Annotated in this window: 10 protein-coding genes; 3 read left to right on the top strand and 7 right to left on the bottom strand. The window is 66.2% G+C overall.

Translation table 11 applies throughout. The features are described from left to right. Window positions 1-100: 100 nt before the first annotated feature. Window positions 101-574, top strand: coding sequence for a hypothetical protein (locus JMF86_RS00525; RefSeq protein ID WP_226292261.1), 474 nt, complete (start codon window positions 101-103; stop codon window positions 572-574). A gap of 206 nt (window positions 575-780) precedes the next feature. Here JMF86_RS00525 and JMF86_RS00520 read toward each other — a convergent pair whose 3' ends face one another. From JMF86_RS00520 to hemE, 4 genes are all read right to left on the bottom strand, one after another. After that, on the bottom strand, window positions 781-1,920 hold the full coding sequence (locus JMF86_RS00520; protein WP_011546793.1) for a branched-chain amino acid ABC transporter substrate-binding protein: 1,140 nt from the start codon (window positions 1,918-1,920) through the stop codon (window positions 781-783). A gap of 84 nt (window positions 1,921-2,004) precedes the next feature. Next, window positions 2,005-5,937: a trifunctional transcriptional regulator/proline dehydrogenase/L-glutamate gamma-semialdehyde dehydrogenase gene (gene putA / locus JMF86_RS00515; RefSeq protein WP_078040521.1), complete on the bottom strand. Its 3,933-nt coding sequence runs from the start codon at window positions 5,935-5,937 to the stop codon at window positions 2,005-2,007. A 426-nt stretch (window positions 5,938-6,363) separates the two neighbouring features. After that, window positions 6,364-8,625 carry a primosomal protein N' gene (locus tag JMF86_RS00510; protein WP_054928211.1) on the bottom strand — a complete coding sequence of 754 codons (2,262 nt, stop codon included), beginning with the start codon at window positions 8,623-8,625 and terminating at the stop codon, window positions 6,364-6,366. A gap of 451 nt (window positions 8,626-9,076) precedes the next feature. Then, complete coding sequence (gene hemE, locus JMF86_RS00505; RefSeq protein WP_279608536.1) at window positions 9,077-10,171, bottom strand: uroporphyrinogen decarboxylase; 1,095 nt, start codon at window positions 10,169-10,171, stop codon at window positions 9,077-9,079. A 149-nt stretch (window positions 10,172-10,320) separates the two neighbouring features. On the opposite strand from hemE, the gene JMF86_RS00500 reads away from it, so the two are divergent. Together JMF86_RS00500 and JMF86_RS00495 are read left to right on the top strand one after the other, a co-directional pair. After that, entirely contained in the window at window positions 10,321-11,133 is an 813-nt protein-coding gene (locus JMF86_RS00500; RefSeq protein WP_054928209.1) for a transporter substrate-binding domain-containing protein, read from the top strand. 26 nt (window positions 11,134-11,159) lie between these two features. Beyond that, window positions 11,160-11,537 (top strand): hypothetical protein, encoded by a 378-nt coding sequence (locus JMF86_RS00495; protein WP_156349317.1) that lies wholly within the window; start codon window positions 11,160-11,162, stop codon window positions 11,535-11,537. A 300-nt stretch (window positions 11,538-11,837) separates the two neighbouring features. Here JMF86_RS00495 and JMF86_RS00490 read toward each other — a convergent pair whose 3' ends face one another. The 3 genes from JMF86_RS00490 to atpD form a co-directional block, all read right to left on the bottom strand. Beyond that, the gene (locus JMF86_RS00490; RefSeq protein WP_078040517.1) at window positions 11,838-13,565 is read right to left on the bottom strand and encodes an AMP-binding protein; all 1,728 of its coding nucleotides are present in this window, start codon (window positions 13,563-13,565) and stop codon (window positions 11,838-11,840) included. Window positions 13,566-13,828: 263 nt separating this feature from the next. Continuing rightward, entirely contained in the window at window positions 13,829-14,254 is a 426-nt protein-coding gene (locus JMF86_RS00485; RefSeq protein WP_006477288.1) for a F0F1 ATP synthase subunit epsilon, read from the bottom strand. A 120-nt stretch (window positions 14,255-14,374) separates the two neighbouring features. Continuing rightward, on the bottom strand, window positions 14,375-15,769 hold the full coding sequence (gene atpD, locus JMF86_RS00480) for a F0F1 ATP synthase subunit beta (protein ID WP_006477287.1): 1,395 nt from the start codon (window positions 15,767-15,769) through the stop codon (window positions 14,375-14,377). Window positions 15,770-15,789: the final 20 nt, after the last annotated feature.

Here is a 15,789-nt window from a genome sequence, read left to right as displayed (position 1 = left end):
AATAAATTACGGATAACGAATCATACTTGTCCGATTGATCAACGGTTCTTATCTGGAATAGCGTCTCGGGGCAGGACATTCCGTTTACCGAGACACGGCCGTGGTTGAGCAACGTCGACCAGCAATCAACAATGCCGACAGCATTGCAGGACACGTAATTTACATGCCTAAATTTATTGTTAGCCTATACCTGATCACATCTAGTCCGGTATTCGCATGCATCGCCAGCGAGAACTTCGACATCTACTTTTCGAGAGATAGCTCGCACATCTCGAACGCCGAAATCGTCCGCATTGCAAAATGGACAATCGACCAAAAACTCAATTACGCGAATCACCTGACCAAGGAAACAACGCTGATCAGCGGCCATGCCGAGGAAAGTGAACCGGAAGCACTGGCCCTTGCGCAATCAAGATTGCAAACCGCGTATGCGCTGTTGGAGCAACTCGGTTTTTTACGCGGCACCATCAAGAAGAGCGTCCGCGTCTATTCGCATGGCGACGTCGACAATGGGCGGCGTGTGGAAATTTCCTTCCTGCCCGATTGCCCTAACAAGTGCTGCGACGGCAAGTAACGTCATCCGGCCGCCATCACGGTGATGCGGTATCGACGTCCGCATGCGGCGCCCCTGTTGCACCACTGCCAGCAAGATTCCTATGTCCTGTCGGCCGTGTCCCACCAAAGAAAAAGCCACCGGACCCGTCGGTCCGGTGGCTTTTTACATGAGGCGCGGGGCGACGCGTTACACCGCCGCCCGCGCGTCACATCACATCATGCTGCTTACTTGCCGCCGATGCTCTTCAGCGGCTTCCAGTCGCCCTTCTCGACCTTGTACATCGTGATGCCGCCGTTCTTCAGGTCGCCCTTCGCGTCGTACGCGACGTGCGTCGACGTCACACCGGCCATGTCGGTCTTCGCGAGCACCGGCAGGTACTTCGCCGGATCGGTCGAATCGGCCTTCTTCATCGCGTTCAGCATCGCCATCGCGCCGTCGTACGCGTACGGCGAGTACGTCTGCACGTCTTCGCCGAAACGCTTCTTGTACTTGTCGGCGTAAGCCTTGCCGCCCGGCATTTCTTCCAGCGGCAGGCCGGCCAGCGATGCGATCGTGCCTTCGGCCGCGTTGCCCGCGATCTTCAGGAACGTCGGCGTCTTCACCATTTCGCCGCTCATCAGCGGGGCGGTGATGCCGAGCGTCTTCATCTGCTTGACCATCGGCGCTGCCTGCGAATCCGCGCCGCCGTAGTAGACGAGGTCCGGCTTCGCTGCCTTCAGCTTCGTGAGAATCGCCTTGAAGTCGACGGCCTTGTCGTTCGTGAATTCGCGGTCGACGATCGTCGCGCCGCCGGCCTTCGCGGCCTTCTCGAACTGGTCGGCGAGACCCTGGCCGTAGGCCGTGCGGTCGTCGACGATCGCGATCTTCTTCATGCCGAGATCCTTCGACGCGAACGTGCCGGCCACCGAGCCCTGCTGCGTGTCGGACGTCATCATGCGGAAGGTCGTCTTGTAACCCTGCTGCGTGTATTCCGGCGCCGTCGCCATCGCGATTTCCGGAATGCCCGCGTTCGCGTAGATGCGCGAAGCCGGAATCGTCGTGCCCGAGTTGAAGTGGCCGAGCATGCCCTTGATGCCGTCGTCGACCAGCTTCTGCGCAACCGTCGTACCCGTGCGCGGGTCAGCCTGGTCGTCCTGCGTGTCGAGCACGAACTTCACGGCCTTGCCGCCGATCTTCGGGTTCGTCGCGTTGAAGTCTTCCAGCGCGAGCACGATCCCGTTCTGCATATCCTTGCCGTAGTGCGCCTGCGCGCCCGTCATCGGCCCTGCGTAACCAATCTTCACGTCATCCGCATGAGCCGTCCCCGCCAGCGACATGACCGCGACGAACGTCGCGCCTGCCACCTTTTTCATCGTGTGTTGCATAGCATCTCCTTGGTACCAGGGTAAATGAAGCGGCTTCGGGATCGCCTGGCCGCTTCCTTTGTTTGATCCGAACGGCAAGGATGATCAGCCGATCGTCATCAAATTCGCATTGCCGCCCGCCGCGGCCGTATTCACGCTCACCGAGCGTTCCGTCAGCAGCCGCTCGAGCGCGTAGTCTTCCGCATCGCCGTTCTCGAACGCGCCCGCCGACACGCCCTGCACCGACACGATCGGGCCCGGCCGCTGCGCGACGTCCTTCACGAGCGTCTGCAGTTCGTCGCTGTCGCCTTCGAACAGCACCGCGTCGAACGGCGCGTCGGCCTGCTTGCGCACGGCCGCGTGCGCCTTCAGCGACGGCGGCAGCGCGGCGACCAGCGCCTCGCCCGCCGCGCCGGCGAACAACGCACGGTTGCCCGTCGCCAGCACCGCCGCGAACTGCGCACGCGCGCCGCCCGGCGTCGCCGCGACACACAGCACCGTGCCGCGCGGGCCGAGTGTATACGTGTTTCGCTCGCCCGTCGGGCCGCTCAGCACCGCGGTCGCGCCGGCCGGCACCTGCGCGAGGTAGCCGTCGCAACGCGCGGCCAGCGCCGGCTCGCGCTGCTCGATCAGCCAGTCGCGCAGCATCGTGAGCGCCGCCGCCGGGTTGCCGCGCGCATCGCTTTCGGTCGCGCCGTCCGCCACCAGCGACTGCGCGAGCGCGCGCGGCAGGCCCGACGGACGCGTCGCGAGCAGGCGCTGCAGGTACAGCGCGCCGCCGGCCTTCGGGCCCGTGCCCGACAGCCCTTCGCCGCCGAACGGCTGCACGCCGACCACCGCGCCGATCACGTTGCGGTTCACGTAGATGTTGCCCACGTGCGCATTCGAGATCACGTGCGCGATCGTCTCGTCGATCCGCGTGTGAATGCCGAGCGTCAGCCCGTAGCCGGTCGCGCGGATCTGCTCGAGCAGCTTGTCGAGCTGGCTGCGGCGGTAGCGCACCACGTGCAGCACGGGGCCGAACACTTCACGCTTCAGCTCGTCGATGCTGCCGATCTCGATCAGCGTCGGCGGCACGAACGTGCCGTGCGCGCACGCGTCGGGCATCGGCAGTTGCGTGACCGCGTGGCCCTTGTCCTTCATCGCCGCGACGTGCGTGTCGATCGTCTGCTTCGCCTCGGCGTCGATCACCGGGCCGACGTCGGTCGACAGCCGGTCCGGGTTGCCGAGCGCCAGCTCGTGCATCGCGCCCTTGAGCATCGTCAGCGTGCGGTCCGCGACGTCGTCCTGCAGACACAGAACGCGCAGCGCCGAACACCGTTGACCAGCCGAGTCGAACGACGACTGCATCACGTCCGCGACGACCTGCTCCGCGAGCGCCGACGAGTCGACGATCATCGCGTTCTGGCCGCCCGTTTCGGCGATCAGCGGAATCGGCTTGCCGTCCGGGTCGAGGCGCGCGGCAAGCGTCTTGTTGATCAGGCGCGCGACTTCGGTCGAGCCGGTGAACATCACCGCACGCGTGCGCGGATCGGCGACCAGCGCCGCGCCGACGGTCTCGCCGGTGCCCGGCAGCAGTTGCACCGCGCCGGCCGGCACGCCGGCCTCGCGCAAGAGGCGCACCGCTTGCGCGGCGATCAGCGGCGTCTGTTCGGCCGGCTTCGCGAGCACCGTGTTGCCGGCGGCGAGCGCCGCGGCCACCTGGCCCATGAAGATCGCGAGCGGGAAGTTCCACGGGCTGATACAGACCACGGGGCCGAGCGGGCGGTGCGTGTCGTTCGAGAATTCGCCGCGGATCTGCGCCGCGTAATAGCGCAGGAAGTCAACCGCTTCGCGGATTTCGGCGATCGCGTTCGGCAGCGACTTGCCGGCTTCGCGCACGATCAGGCCCATCAGCGTGTGCATCTGCGCTTCGAGGAGGTCAGCGGCGCGCACCAGGCAATCGGCGCGTGCGTCGACCGGCGTCGCCTGCCAGATCGGCGCGGCGGCCACCGCGTGCGCGAGCGCCGCGCTCACGTGCTCGGACGTCGCTTCGCTGACCGTGCCGACCACGTCGCGCTGGTCGGCCGGGTTACGCACGTCGCGCGCCGGGGCGTCGGCGAGCGCGTCGTCGGCGAGCATCGGCGCCGCGCGCCATGGATGGTGCGCACTCGCGAGCAGCGCGGACGACAGCGACGCGAGACGGTGTTCGTTCGACAGGTCGAGGCCCATCGAGTTGGGGCGCTCGTCGCCGTACAGGTTGCGCGGCAGCGGAATCTTCGCGTGCGGCGCGCCGAGCGGGACGACCTTCGACGCTTCGTCGACCGGATCGGCGACCAGATCCTTCACCGGCACGGTTTTATCCGCAATGCGGTTCACGAACGACGTGTTCGCGCCGTTTTCCAGCAAACGGCGCACGAGATACGCGAGCAGCGTCTCGTGCGTGCCGACCGGCGCGTACACGCGGCACGGACGATTCAGCTTGTCGCGGCCCGTGACTTCCTCGTACAGCGGCTCGCCCATCCCGTGCAGGCACTGGAATTCGTACTGGCCCGGGTAGTAGTTCTGGCCGGCCAGGTGATAGATCGCGGCCAGCGTGTGCGCGTTGTGCGTCGCGAATTGCGGGTAGACGGCGTCCGGCGCTCCGAGCAGCTTCTTCGCGCACGCGAGGTACGACACGTCGGTGTAGATCTTGCGCGTGTAGACCGGATAGCCTTCGAGGCCGTCGACCTGCGCCCGCTTGATCTCGCTGTCCCAGTACGCGCCCTTCACGAGGCGGATCATCAGGCGGTGACGGCTGCGGCGCGCGAGATCGATCAGGTAGTCGATCACGAATGGGCAGCGCTTCTGGTAGCCCTGCACGACGAAGCCGATGCCGTTCCAGCCCGCGAGCTCCGGATCGAAGCACAGGGCCTCGAGCAGGTCGAGCGACAGTTCGAGACGGTCGGCCTCTTCCGCGTCGATGTTCAGGCCGATGTCGTAGCGGCGCGCGAGCAGCGCGAGTGCGCGCACGCGCGGCAGCAGCTCGCTCATCGTGCGGTCCTGCTGCGAACGCGAGTAGCGCGCATGCAGCGCCGACAGCTTGATCGAGATGCCCGGGCCTTCGTAGATGCCGCGGCCGCCGGCCGCCTTGCCGATCGCGTGGATCGCCTGTTCGTACGACGCGTAGTAGCGCTGTGCGTCCTCTTCGGTCGTCGCCGCTTCGCCGAGCATGTCGTACGAGTAGCGGAAGCCGCGCGCTTCGTACTTGCGGCTGTTCGCGAGCGCTTCGGAAATCGTTTCGCCGGTGACGAACTGCTCGCCCATCAGGCGCATCGCCATGTCGACGCCCTTGCGGATCAGCGGCTCGCCGCCGCGGCCGATCAGGCGCGTGAGCGCCGACGACAGGCCCGCTTCGCTGTTGGTCGTCACGAGCTTGCCGGTGATCATCAGCCCCCAGGTCGCCGCGTTCACGAACAGCGACGGCGCGTGGCCGACGTGCGAGCGCCAGTCGCCCTTGCTGATCTTGTCGCGGATCAGCGCATCGCGCGTCGCGCGATCGGGAATGCGCAGCAGCGCTTCGGCGAGGCACATCAGCGCGACGCCTTCCTGGCTCGACAGCGAGAACTCGTGGATCAGCCCCTCGACGCCGCCGCCCGAGCTCTTCTCGCGCAGCGCCTCGACCAGCTTCGTCGCGAGCGCCTGCACGTCCGCCTGCAGGTTCGCGGGCAGGCGCGCCTGGCCGAGCAGGAACGGCACGCACTCCGGCTCCGGACGGCGGTACGCAGCCGTGATCGCCGCGCGCAGCACCGATTGCGGCTGCACGTTCTGCGCGAACTCGAGGAACGGATGCGGCGAGTTGTCGTCGTCGCCGTCCGTGGCCTGACCATCGGCGAGCTCCGTCACGCCGCTGTGGCCCGACAGCTCGGGCGGCAGCTGGCCGTGCTCGATCCGCTCGAGATACGCGAAGATCGCCTGCTTGATCAGCCAGTGGGGAGTGCGCTCAAGACGCGCCGCCGCGTCTTTCAGGCGCGAGCGGAGAAGGTCGTCGACTTTGACGCCGAGAGTCGTGCTTGCCATGGTGGGTTCGTGCGCCGGTGCGAGCCCGGCAATGTGGTGTAAGAGGATGCGCGAAATCCTACGGCACGCAATAAAAAGGTGCAACCAAATTGAGAGATAGGTTGCACCCATAAGTTAGTCAATATAATCAGCCACTTATGTGGTTGCAACCTAGGGGTTGCCCGTGGTCCGAGGATCGGTGTTTTCCCTGATCGAGACGATTCGACACGCGTGTGCAACCTTTCGCCTGCGCGGACGCGGCCGGAAACGGGTTGCACTGGGGTGGGACGCGGCGCGGTGCCGGTGTCGGGTAGGCGACGGAGGGGATTGGGCACTGGCGCCCAGGTGTTCGGGTCGGGCAATGCGGCGGACGAGGGTTCGGGTACCCGGCGGCAGCCCGGGTGCCGGATATCCCGCAACGCCGCGCGACGGCCGCGCCGGCGCCGCTCAGATATCCAGCGGATCGACCTCGACGCTCCACCGCAGCACGCCCTTCAGCGCGCGCAGTTCCGGCTGCCATGCGCGCAGCGCGTGCTGCAGCGCCGCCCGCGACGCGCTTTCGAGCAGCAGCTGCGCACGGTGGACATTCGCGACCTTGACGATCGTCATCGGCACCGCGTCGTACACGGTCACGCGATCGGCGCCCGGCAGCCCGGGCAACGCGGCCGCGGCCTGCAGCAGGAACGCGAGCGCCGCGTCGAGCGTGCGCCCTTCGGCGCGCAGCAGCGCCTGGTAGACGAACGGCGGCAGGTGCGCGTCGCGGCGCTCGGCGAGCGTCGAATTCGCGAAGCCCACGTAGTCCTGCCGCCCGAGCGCGTGATACAGCGCGTGACGCGGGTAGCGCGTCTGCACCATCACCTCGCCCGGCAGTCCGGCGCGCCCCGCGCGGCCGCTCACCTGCATCAGCTGCGCGAACAGCCTCTCGCTCGCGCGGAAGTCGTGCGAGAACAGCGCGGTATCGGCATTGAGCACGCCGACGAGCGACACACGCTGGAAGTCGTGCCCTTTCGCGATCATCTGCGTGCCGATCAGGATGTCGACTTCGCCCGCGTGCACGTCGGAAAAAAGCGCCTGTGCGCTGCCCTTGCGGCGCGTGCTGTCGGCATCGATCCGCAGAATCCGCGCGCCCGGCACGGCCTCGGCGAGCGCCTCCTCGATGCGCTGCGTGCCGCGCCCGAGCGGCGCGATGTCGACGTTTCCGCACTCGGGGCACGAACGCGGAATGCGCGCTTCCCAGCCGCAGTGATGGCAGCGCAGCGCATGCTCGGGCTTGTGCAGCACGACGTACGCGCTGCAACGCGGGCAGCCGGCCACCCAGCCGCATGCGTCGCACGCGAGCTGGGGCGCGTAACCGCGCCGGTTCAGGAACACGAGACTCTGTTCGCCGCGTTCGAGCCGCGCCTTCAGCGCCGCGACGAGCGGCCCCGACAGCCCGCCCATCGACGCGCGACCGCGCCGCCGTTCCTCTTCGAGATCGATCAGCCGCACGGTCGGCAGCGTCGCGTCGGCCACCGCGCGACGCGACAGCGTGAGCCGCGTGTAGCGCCCCTGCTCGGCCTGCCACCAGCTTTCGAGCGACGGCGTGGCCGAGCCGAGCACGACGGTGATGCCGAGCTGCTTCGCGCGCCACACGGCCAGGTCGCGGGCCGAATAGCGCAGCCCTTCCTGCTGCTTGTACGCGGGCTCGTGCTCCTCGTCGACGACGATCAGCGCGAGCGTCGGCATCGACGCGAGCACCGCGAGGCGCGTGCCGAGCACGATTCGCGCGCGGCCCGTGTGCGCGGCGAGCCAGTTGCGCGCCCGTTCGCCTTCGGCGAGCCCGCTGTGCAGCGTGACGATCGCGTCGTCGGCGAGCGCGCCCGCGAAGCGCGCGCGAAACGCGGCCTCGAACTGCGGCGTCAGGTTGATTTCGGGCACGAGCACGAGCGCCTGCGCGTCCGGCCGCGCGTCGAGCAGCGACGCAAGCGCATGCAGATAGACCTCGGTCTTGCCACTGCCCGTCACGCCGTGCAGCAGGAACGGCGCGAAGCCTTGCGCCGCGCGAATCGCGTCGAGCGCCTCGGCCTGCTGGTCCGTCAACGCCGGCGGCACAGCGCGTCCACTGCTTGTCGACAGGTTATCCACAGGGTTGGCCACAGACGCATCGGCCCAGCCGATCTCCTCCACGTCCACCCAGCCGCGCGCCGCCCAGTCGTCGAGCGTCGCGGCCGCCTTCGGATGCAGCGCGCGCGCGTCCGGCAGCGTTAGCGAGCCGGTATCGACCAGCGCCTGCGCGAGCCGGCGCAGCGCAGCGCCGCGCGCGGGCAACGCATCGGGCAGCGCCGCGCGGCCGGCTTCGGTCGGCCGGTAGCGCACTTCCGGCGCGAGCAGCCGCCCCCAGCGCCCGGCGTCCCGCAGCGCCTGCGGCAGCGCCGGCAACGCGACTTCGCCGCGCCCGCGCTGATAATAGTCAGCGGCGAACGACACGAGCGCGAGCCAGTCCGCCGACAGCGGCGGCAGTTCCGCACAGATCGCGTCGACCGCACGCAGCCGCGACGGCGGGACATCGGTGTGAGTGGTGACTTCGCAAACGAGCCCCACGGCCTGCCGCTTGCCGAACGGCACCTGCACGAGCGTGCCGGGCACGGGCGCCGGCTGCACGTCGCAGCGGTAGTCGAACAGGGTCGCGAGCGGATGGTCGAGCGCCACGCGCAGGTAGGTACCGCTCATCCACACGCTCCGGCAACAGCGGCACGCAGGCGACGGACGGCCAGCATCCGCGGCCGCATCGTGACGGCGAACTTAAAGTAAAACTTCAGATTCGGCGCTAAGTTTTGGATTCGCATTAGGAATCGCCGTATACCCTGCCCAGCCTGTGGATAACTTTGTTGAGAACTCGCCCCTCAACGGCCGCAACGCGCGCGGGGCCGCGCTTTCCGCTGTTTTTCGCCGCTTGCCGAGGGGTCCCGCGAAGCCTTATTCCATAAGGCTGCTATTCAAATTACCGAACCATAGCGAGACAAATTGACCGATACGGGGCTCTACCGCGCTGCAACGTGGAAAATGTGTATAAGTCAAGTCTTGACAAGCACCGAATCGGCAACGGGAGCGGGGTTGCGTCCTGTTTAGTTTCAGAAACGAAACATCGTCATGCCGCAGCGCAGCATGACGGCGCTTGCGTTCAGCCCGCCGCTCCGCTACGGATCGCGCGGCTGTGGGTATGTACTTCGTCGACGAGTTCGGCGACGTGGTCGGGCGACGTGAATTGCGAGATGCCGTGCCCGAGGTTGAACACGTGGCCCGGATGGTTGCCGTAGCTGTCGAGCACCGCGCGCGCCTGTTCGCGCACCGCGGCCGGCGGTGCGAACAGGATCGTCGGGTCGAGATTGCCCTGCAGCGCCACGCGCCCCGCGACGCGCTCGCGCGCGGCGCCGAGGTTGACCGTCCAGTCGAGCCCGACCGCATCGACGCCGGTCGCCGCGATCTCCTCGAGCCACAGCCCGCCGCCCTTCGTGAACGTGATCACCGGCACGCGCTCGCCGTCGTGCTCGCGCTTGAGCTGCGACACCACGCGGCGGATGTAGTCGAGCGAGAAGCGCTGGTACGCGCCGTCGGCCAGCGCGCCGCCCCACGTATCGAAGATCATCACGGCCTGCGCGCCCGCTTCGATCTGCGCGTTCAGGTACGCGGCCACCGCCTGTGCGTTCACGTCGAGAATTCGGTGCATCAGGTCGGGGCGCGAATACGCCATCGACTTCACCGTGCGGAAATCGTCCGAGCCGCCGCCTTCGACCATGTAGCACGCGAGCGTCCACGGGCTGCCCGAGAAGCCGATCAGCGGCACGCGCTGCCGGCCCTGGCTGTCGGTGAGCGCGCGGCGGATCTCGCGCACGGCGCCCGTCACGTAGCCGAGCGTCTCGTCGATGTCCGGCACCGCGAGCTTCGCGACGTCGGCCTCGGTGCGCACCGGATGCGCGAACTTCGGCCCTTCGCCGACCTGGAAGTCGAGGCCGAGCCCCATCGCGTCGGGAATCGTCAGGATGTCCGAGAACAGGATCGCGGCGTCAAGCGGAAAGCGCTCGAGCGGCTGCAACGTCACTTCGGTCGCGTAGTCGGGATTCTTCGCGAGGCCGAGGAAGCTGCCGGCGCGCGCGCGCGTCGCGTTGTATTCGGGCAGGTAGCGGCCGGCCTGGCGCATCAGCCAGATCGGCGTGTAGTCGGTCGGCTCGCGCAGAAGCGCACGCAGGAAGGTGTCGTTGAGCAGGTTATGGGCCACGGTAGGAGCGACGATGCGAAGGCAAAGCGGCATTTTACCGGACAGCCGCGATCGGGCTGCGCATGCCGATGCGATGGCGGCCATATGACGCGCGCGATGGCTCCGTTATGATCGGACGCTCATATCCAACCGAACGAAGGAGGAGACCGATGAAGACATTCGCCACGCTTGCCACGCTCGCTGCCGCCGCCGCGTTTTGCTGCGCCGCCGCGCACGCGCAGGGCACGACCACGGGGGCGCCCGCGAGCGCTGCTGCCGCCGGCTCGCGGCTCGACGACGTGCTCGCGCGCGGCGCGCTGCGCGTGTGCACGACGGGCGACTACAAGCCGTATTCGTACTATCGCGCGGATGGCCGCTTCGAGGGCATCGACATCGACATGGCGGAATCGCTCGCGAAATCGCTCGGCGTGAAGACCGACTACGTGAAGACGAGCTGGTCGAACCTCACCAACGACTTCGTCGCGAAATGCGACATCGCGGTAGGCGGCGTATCGACGACGCTCGAGCGCCAGAAGCGCGTGTTCTTCACGCAGCCGTACGTCGTCGACGGCAAGACGCCGATCGTACGCTGCGCGGATGCCGACAAGTACCAGACCGTCGCGCAGATCGACCGGCCCGAGACGCGCGTGATCGTGAATCCGGGCGGCACCAACGAGCGCTTCGCGAAGCAGTTCTTCACGCACGCGAACCTGACCGTCTTCCCGGACAACGTGACGATCTTCAAGCAGATCCTCGCGGGCAAGGCCGACGTGATGGTGACGGATGCGTCCGAGACGCTGCTGCAGCAAAAGCTGAATCCGGGCCTCTGCTCGGTGCATCCGGACAAGCCGTTCCAGTTCGGAGAGAAGGCGTACATGGTGCCGCGCGGCGATGTCGCGTTCCAGCAGTACGTCGACCAGTGGCTGCATCTCGCGCTGTCCACCGGTGAATATCAGGCGATTTCGGACAAGTGGCTGAAGTAAGCTGACCCGCGCCGCGGCGGCCGATCATGGGCACCGACCCCGCGGCCGCCGCGCGCGCCGTTACACATTGCCGTCGCTGCGCCGGACCTTCCAGCGGCGCAAAACCCGACGAATTGGCCGAATGGCCGACTTCCCCGCATTCCGATCACGTTTCAAAATCTTTCCGACGAATGAATCGTCATGCGCGGTATCGATCGCGCCGTGCACTTTCTCGCGTGAAAATCGGCAATTCATCGCGCCCGATACGCATGAAAAACGCATCGTGCGCATACCTTGAAAACGCGGCGGAAAATATGGGTAAAAATGACCTTTTTCAGGCCCCCGAAAACAGCAAAAAATCCCGGAAAGCCTTATCTGGCGGGCGTTACAACCTGAAACACTTTGTTACCGCGACGGGTCATTAATTCGCCCACAATGGCCTCAACGGTTTCAACACGGATGCGGTCTCGTGTGCCAAGTGTGAGCGGACGCGAAGCGCTGCGAGCCAGTCGGTCACGTACCGAAGCCCTTCCGAGGGGCATCCCTGTTGGAGTCGTTTCCGGCCCCCCGCCGGATTCGGTTTCATCTTTGGTCTCCTCGCGCTAACCCCGTAGCGTGTGGTTTTTAGCGGGCTAATAAGCCCGCTTTTTTTCGTCCATCGAAAACGTAGCGACCCGCAGGCCGCCACGTTTTTCCGGCATTTTCGCGCACCGCACCGTCCCGCTTCACGCAGTCTTCTGCACGTCGAGCTTCAGCTCCTCGATCATCCGCTCGCGCATCACGAACTTCTGCACCTTGCCCGTCACCGTCATCGGCAGCTCGTCGACGAAGCGGATATAGCGCGGAATCTTGTAGTGTGCGATCTGCCCGGTGCAGAACGCGCGCACGTCGTCCTCGGTCATCTGCTCGTCCGCGCGCAGCACGATCCACGCGCACAGCTCCTCGCCGTACTTCGCATCGGGCACGCCGAATACCTGCGCGCTCTGGATCTTCGGATGGCGGAACAGGAATTCCTCGATCTCGCGCGGATAGACGTTCTCGCCGCCGCGAATCACCATGTCCTTCAGGCGGCCGACGATGTTGCAGTAGCCGTCCGCGTCGAGCGTCGCGAGGTCGCCCGTATGCATCCAGCCGTCGACCAGCACCTCGCGCGTCTTCGCGTCGTCGTCCCAGTAGCCGAGCATCACCGAATAGCCCTTCGTGCACAGCTCGCCCGTCGCGCCGACCGGCACGATGTCGCCGCTCGGATCGACGATCTTCACTTCGAGATGCGGCTGGATACGGCCGACCGTCGTCGTGCGCTTTTCCAGCGGATCGTCGGTCGAGCTCTGGAACGACACGGGGCTCGTCTCCGTCATCCCGTACGCGATCGTGATTTCGGAAAGATGCATCTGCGACACGACGCGCTTCATCGTCTCGATCGGGCACGGCGAGCCGGCCATGATCCCGGTGCGCAGCGTCGACAGGTCGAATGTCGGGAATGCCGGATGATCGAGCTCGGCGATGAACATCGTCGGCACGCCATGCAGCGCGGTGCAGCGCTCCTCGGCCACCGCCGCGAGCGTCGCCACCGGGTCGAACGCTTCGCCGGGGAACACCATCGCGGCGCCCTTCGACACGCAGGCGAGCACGGCCAGCACCATCCCGAAGCAGTGATAGAGCGGCACCGGGATGCAGAGCGAATCCTGTTCGGTGAAACGCATCGCCATCGCGATCGAGCGCGCGTTGTTGACGACGTTGCGGTGCGTGAGCGTCGCGCCCTTCGGGCTGCCGGTCGTGCCGCTCGTGAACTGGATATTGATCGGATCGTTGGCCGTGAGCGCCGCGCCGATCGCATCGAGCAGCGCCGGATCGACGGCCTGGCGGCCGCGCGCCATCAGGTCCGCGAAGCGGAACATGCCGGCAGGCGCCACCTCGCCCATCGACACGATCGTGCGCAGTTTCGGCACGCGCGCCGCATGCAGGTCGCCCGGCGTCGCGGTCGCGAGCTCCGGCGCGAGGGTCTGCAGCATCTCGACGTACGCGGAGCTCTTGAAGCGCTCGGCCGCGATCACGGCCTTGCAGCCGACCTTGTTCAGCGCGTATTCGAGTTCCGACAGCCGGTAGGCCGGGTTGATGTTGACGAGCACCGCGCCGATTCGCGCGGTCGCGAACTGCGTGAGCAGCCATTCGCTGCGGTTCGGCGACCAGATGCCGACGCAGTCGCCCTTCACGATCCCGAGCGCGGCGAGGCCCGCCGCCAGCACATCGACCTCGTTCGCGAACTCGCGCCAGGTCCAGCGCACCTGCTGCTCGCGGAACACGACCGCCGGGCGGTCGGGGAAGCGGCCGGCCGTGTCGAGCAGGAACCGGCCGATCGTCGCGTCGGATAGCGGCACGTCGGTCGCGCCGCGCACGTACGACAGTCCGTTTTCGGGCGCGATCAGCGCCCCCTTGCCAAGGTCTGCTGCCATCGATGTCTCCGTCCGTTTTTGTCTGATCGGCCCGCGCGCGCCTGCTGCGCGCCTCCGCCGCACGATCGCGACGGCCGGCCTCACCGCGGATGATGCCGCGCTCCGCTGACGATACTCTGACATCGAATCGCGGCGGACGGGTGAAATAGCACGACCGGCCGATACGATCCGGCCCGCAAAAAGATGGACGAAATGCAGGCGAAACGCGGGCGAAAAAAAAGCAGCCCGAAGGCTGCTTTCTTTCGCGGGATACGCGGCGCGGCTCAGTGCCGGCTGCGGATCTTCGCCAGACGCTGGATCGCCTCGAGCTGCGCCATCGCGGTCGCGAGCTCGGATTGCGCTTTCGCGAGGTCGAGATCCGACTTCGCGTTCTGCAGCGTTTCCTCGGCACGCTTGCGCGCTTCCTCGGCTTTCGCCGCGTCGAGGTCCTTGCCGCGGATCGCGGTATCGGCGAGCACCGTCACGGCGCCCGGCTGCACTTCGAGAATGCCGCCTGCGACGAACACGAATTCGTCGTTGCCGCCCTCGACCTCGATGCGCACCGCACCCGGACGAATCCGGGTAATGAGCGGCGTGTGACCCGGCAGAATGCCCAGCTCACCCGTTTCGCCCGGCAGCGCGACGAATTTCGCCTCGCCCGAGAAGATCTGCTCTTCCGCGCTGACGACGTCTACTTTGATGGTTGCCATATCGACTCCAATCTCATCCACGGGTTGAGCGTATTGCGGCCGGCGCAGGCGGCCGGAATACAAGTCATCACTGACTTATCGTTCCGGCCGGCGCTCGCCGGCTTGCGACTCACTCAGCCCTTACTGGATCTTCTTGGCCTTTTCGAAGGCTTCGTCGATCGTGCCGACCATGTAGAACGCCTGTTCCGGCAGGTGGTCGCACTCGCCGTCGACGATCATCTTGAAGCCACGGATCGTTTCCTTCAGCGGCACGTACTTGCCCGGCGAGCCCGTGAACACTTCAGCGACGTGGAACGGCTGCGACAGGAAACGCTGGATCTTACGCGCACGTGCGACCGACAGCTTGTCTTCCGGCGACAGTTCGTCCATGCCCAGAATCGCGATGATGTCGCGCAGTTCCTTGTAGCGCTGCAGCGTCTGCTGAACGCGACGGGTGATCGAGTAGTGCTCTTCACCGATCACGTTCGGGTCGATCTGGCGCGACGTCGAGTCGAGCGGGTCGACCGCCGGGTAGATACCCAGCGAAGCGATGTCACGCGACAGAACGACGGTTGCGTCCAGGTGGCCGAAGGTGGTTGCCGGCGACGGGTCGGTCAAGTCGTCCGCAGGGACGTACACGGCCTGAACCGACGTAATCGAGCCCTTCTTGGTCGACGTGATGCGCTCTTGCAGCTTGCCCATTTCTTCAGCCAGCGTCGGCTGATAACCCACTGCCGACGGCATACGACCGAGCAGTGCCGACACTTCGGTACCGGCCAGCGTGAAACGGTAGATGTTGTCGACGAAGAACAGCACGTCGAGGCCCTCGTCACGGAAGTGCTCGGCCATCGTCAGGCCGGTCAGCGCGACGCGCAGACGGTTGCCCGGCGGCTCGTTCATCTGGCCGTACACCAGCGCGACCTTGTCGAGAACGTTCGAGTCCTTCATTTCGTGGTAGAAGTCGTTCCCTTCACGGGTACGCTCGCCCACGCCCGCGAACACGGAGTAACCGCCGTGTTCCTTCGCGATGTTGTTGATGAGCTCCATCATGTTGACGGTCTTGCCCACGCCTGCACCACCGAACAGGCCAACCTTGCCGCCCTTTGCGAACGGGCAGATCAGGTCGATGACCTTGATACCCGTTTCGAGCAGTTCGGTCGACGGCGACAGTTCGTCGAACGCCGGTGCCTTCTGGTGGATCGAACGCGTCACGTCGCTCTCGATCGGGCCGGCTTCGTCGATCGGACGGCCGAGCACGTCCATGATTCGGCCGAGGGTCGGCTTGCCGACCGGCACCGAGATCGGCTTCGCCGTGTTCTTCACGGTCAGGCCGCGGCGCAGGCCGTCGGATGCACCCAGACAAATGGTACGGACCACGCCGTCACCCAGCTGCTGCTGGACTTCGAGCGTCAGTTCCGAGCCATCGAGAATGAGCGCGTCGTAGATCTTCGGCATGCTGTCGCGCGGGAATTCCACGTCGATAACGGCGCCGATGCACTGTACGATCTTGCCTTCTACCAAAGCAGCAGTACTCATCGCTTTTCCTTTAAATACCT

The sequence above is a fragment of the Burkholderia sp. E168m15 genome (assembly GCF_016586105.1).
GTDB classification, from domain to species: Bacteria; Pseudomonadota; Gammaproteobacteria; order Burkholderiales; family Burkholderiaceae; genus Burkholderia; species Burkholderia orbicola.
This window is presented reverse-complemented; position numbering and strand designations above follow the sequence as displayed.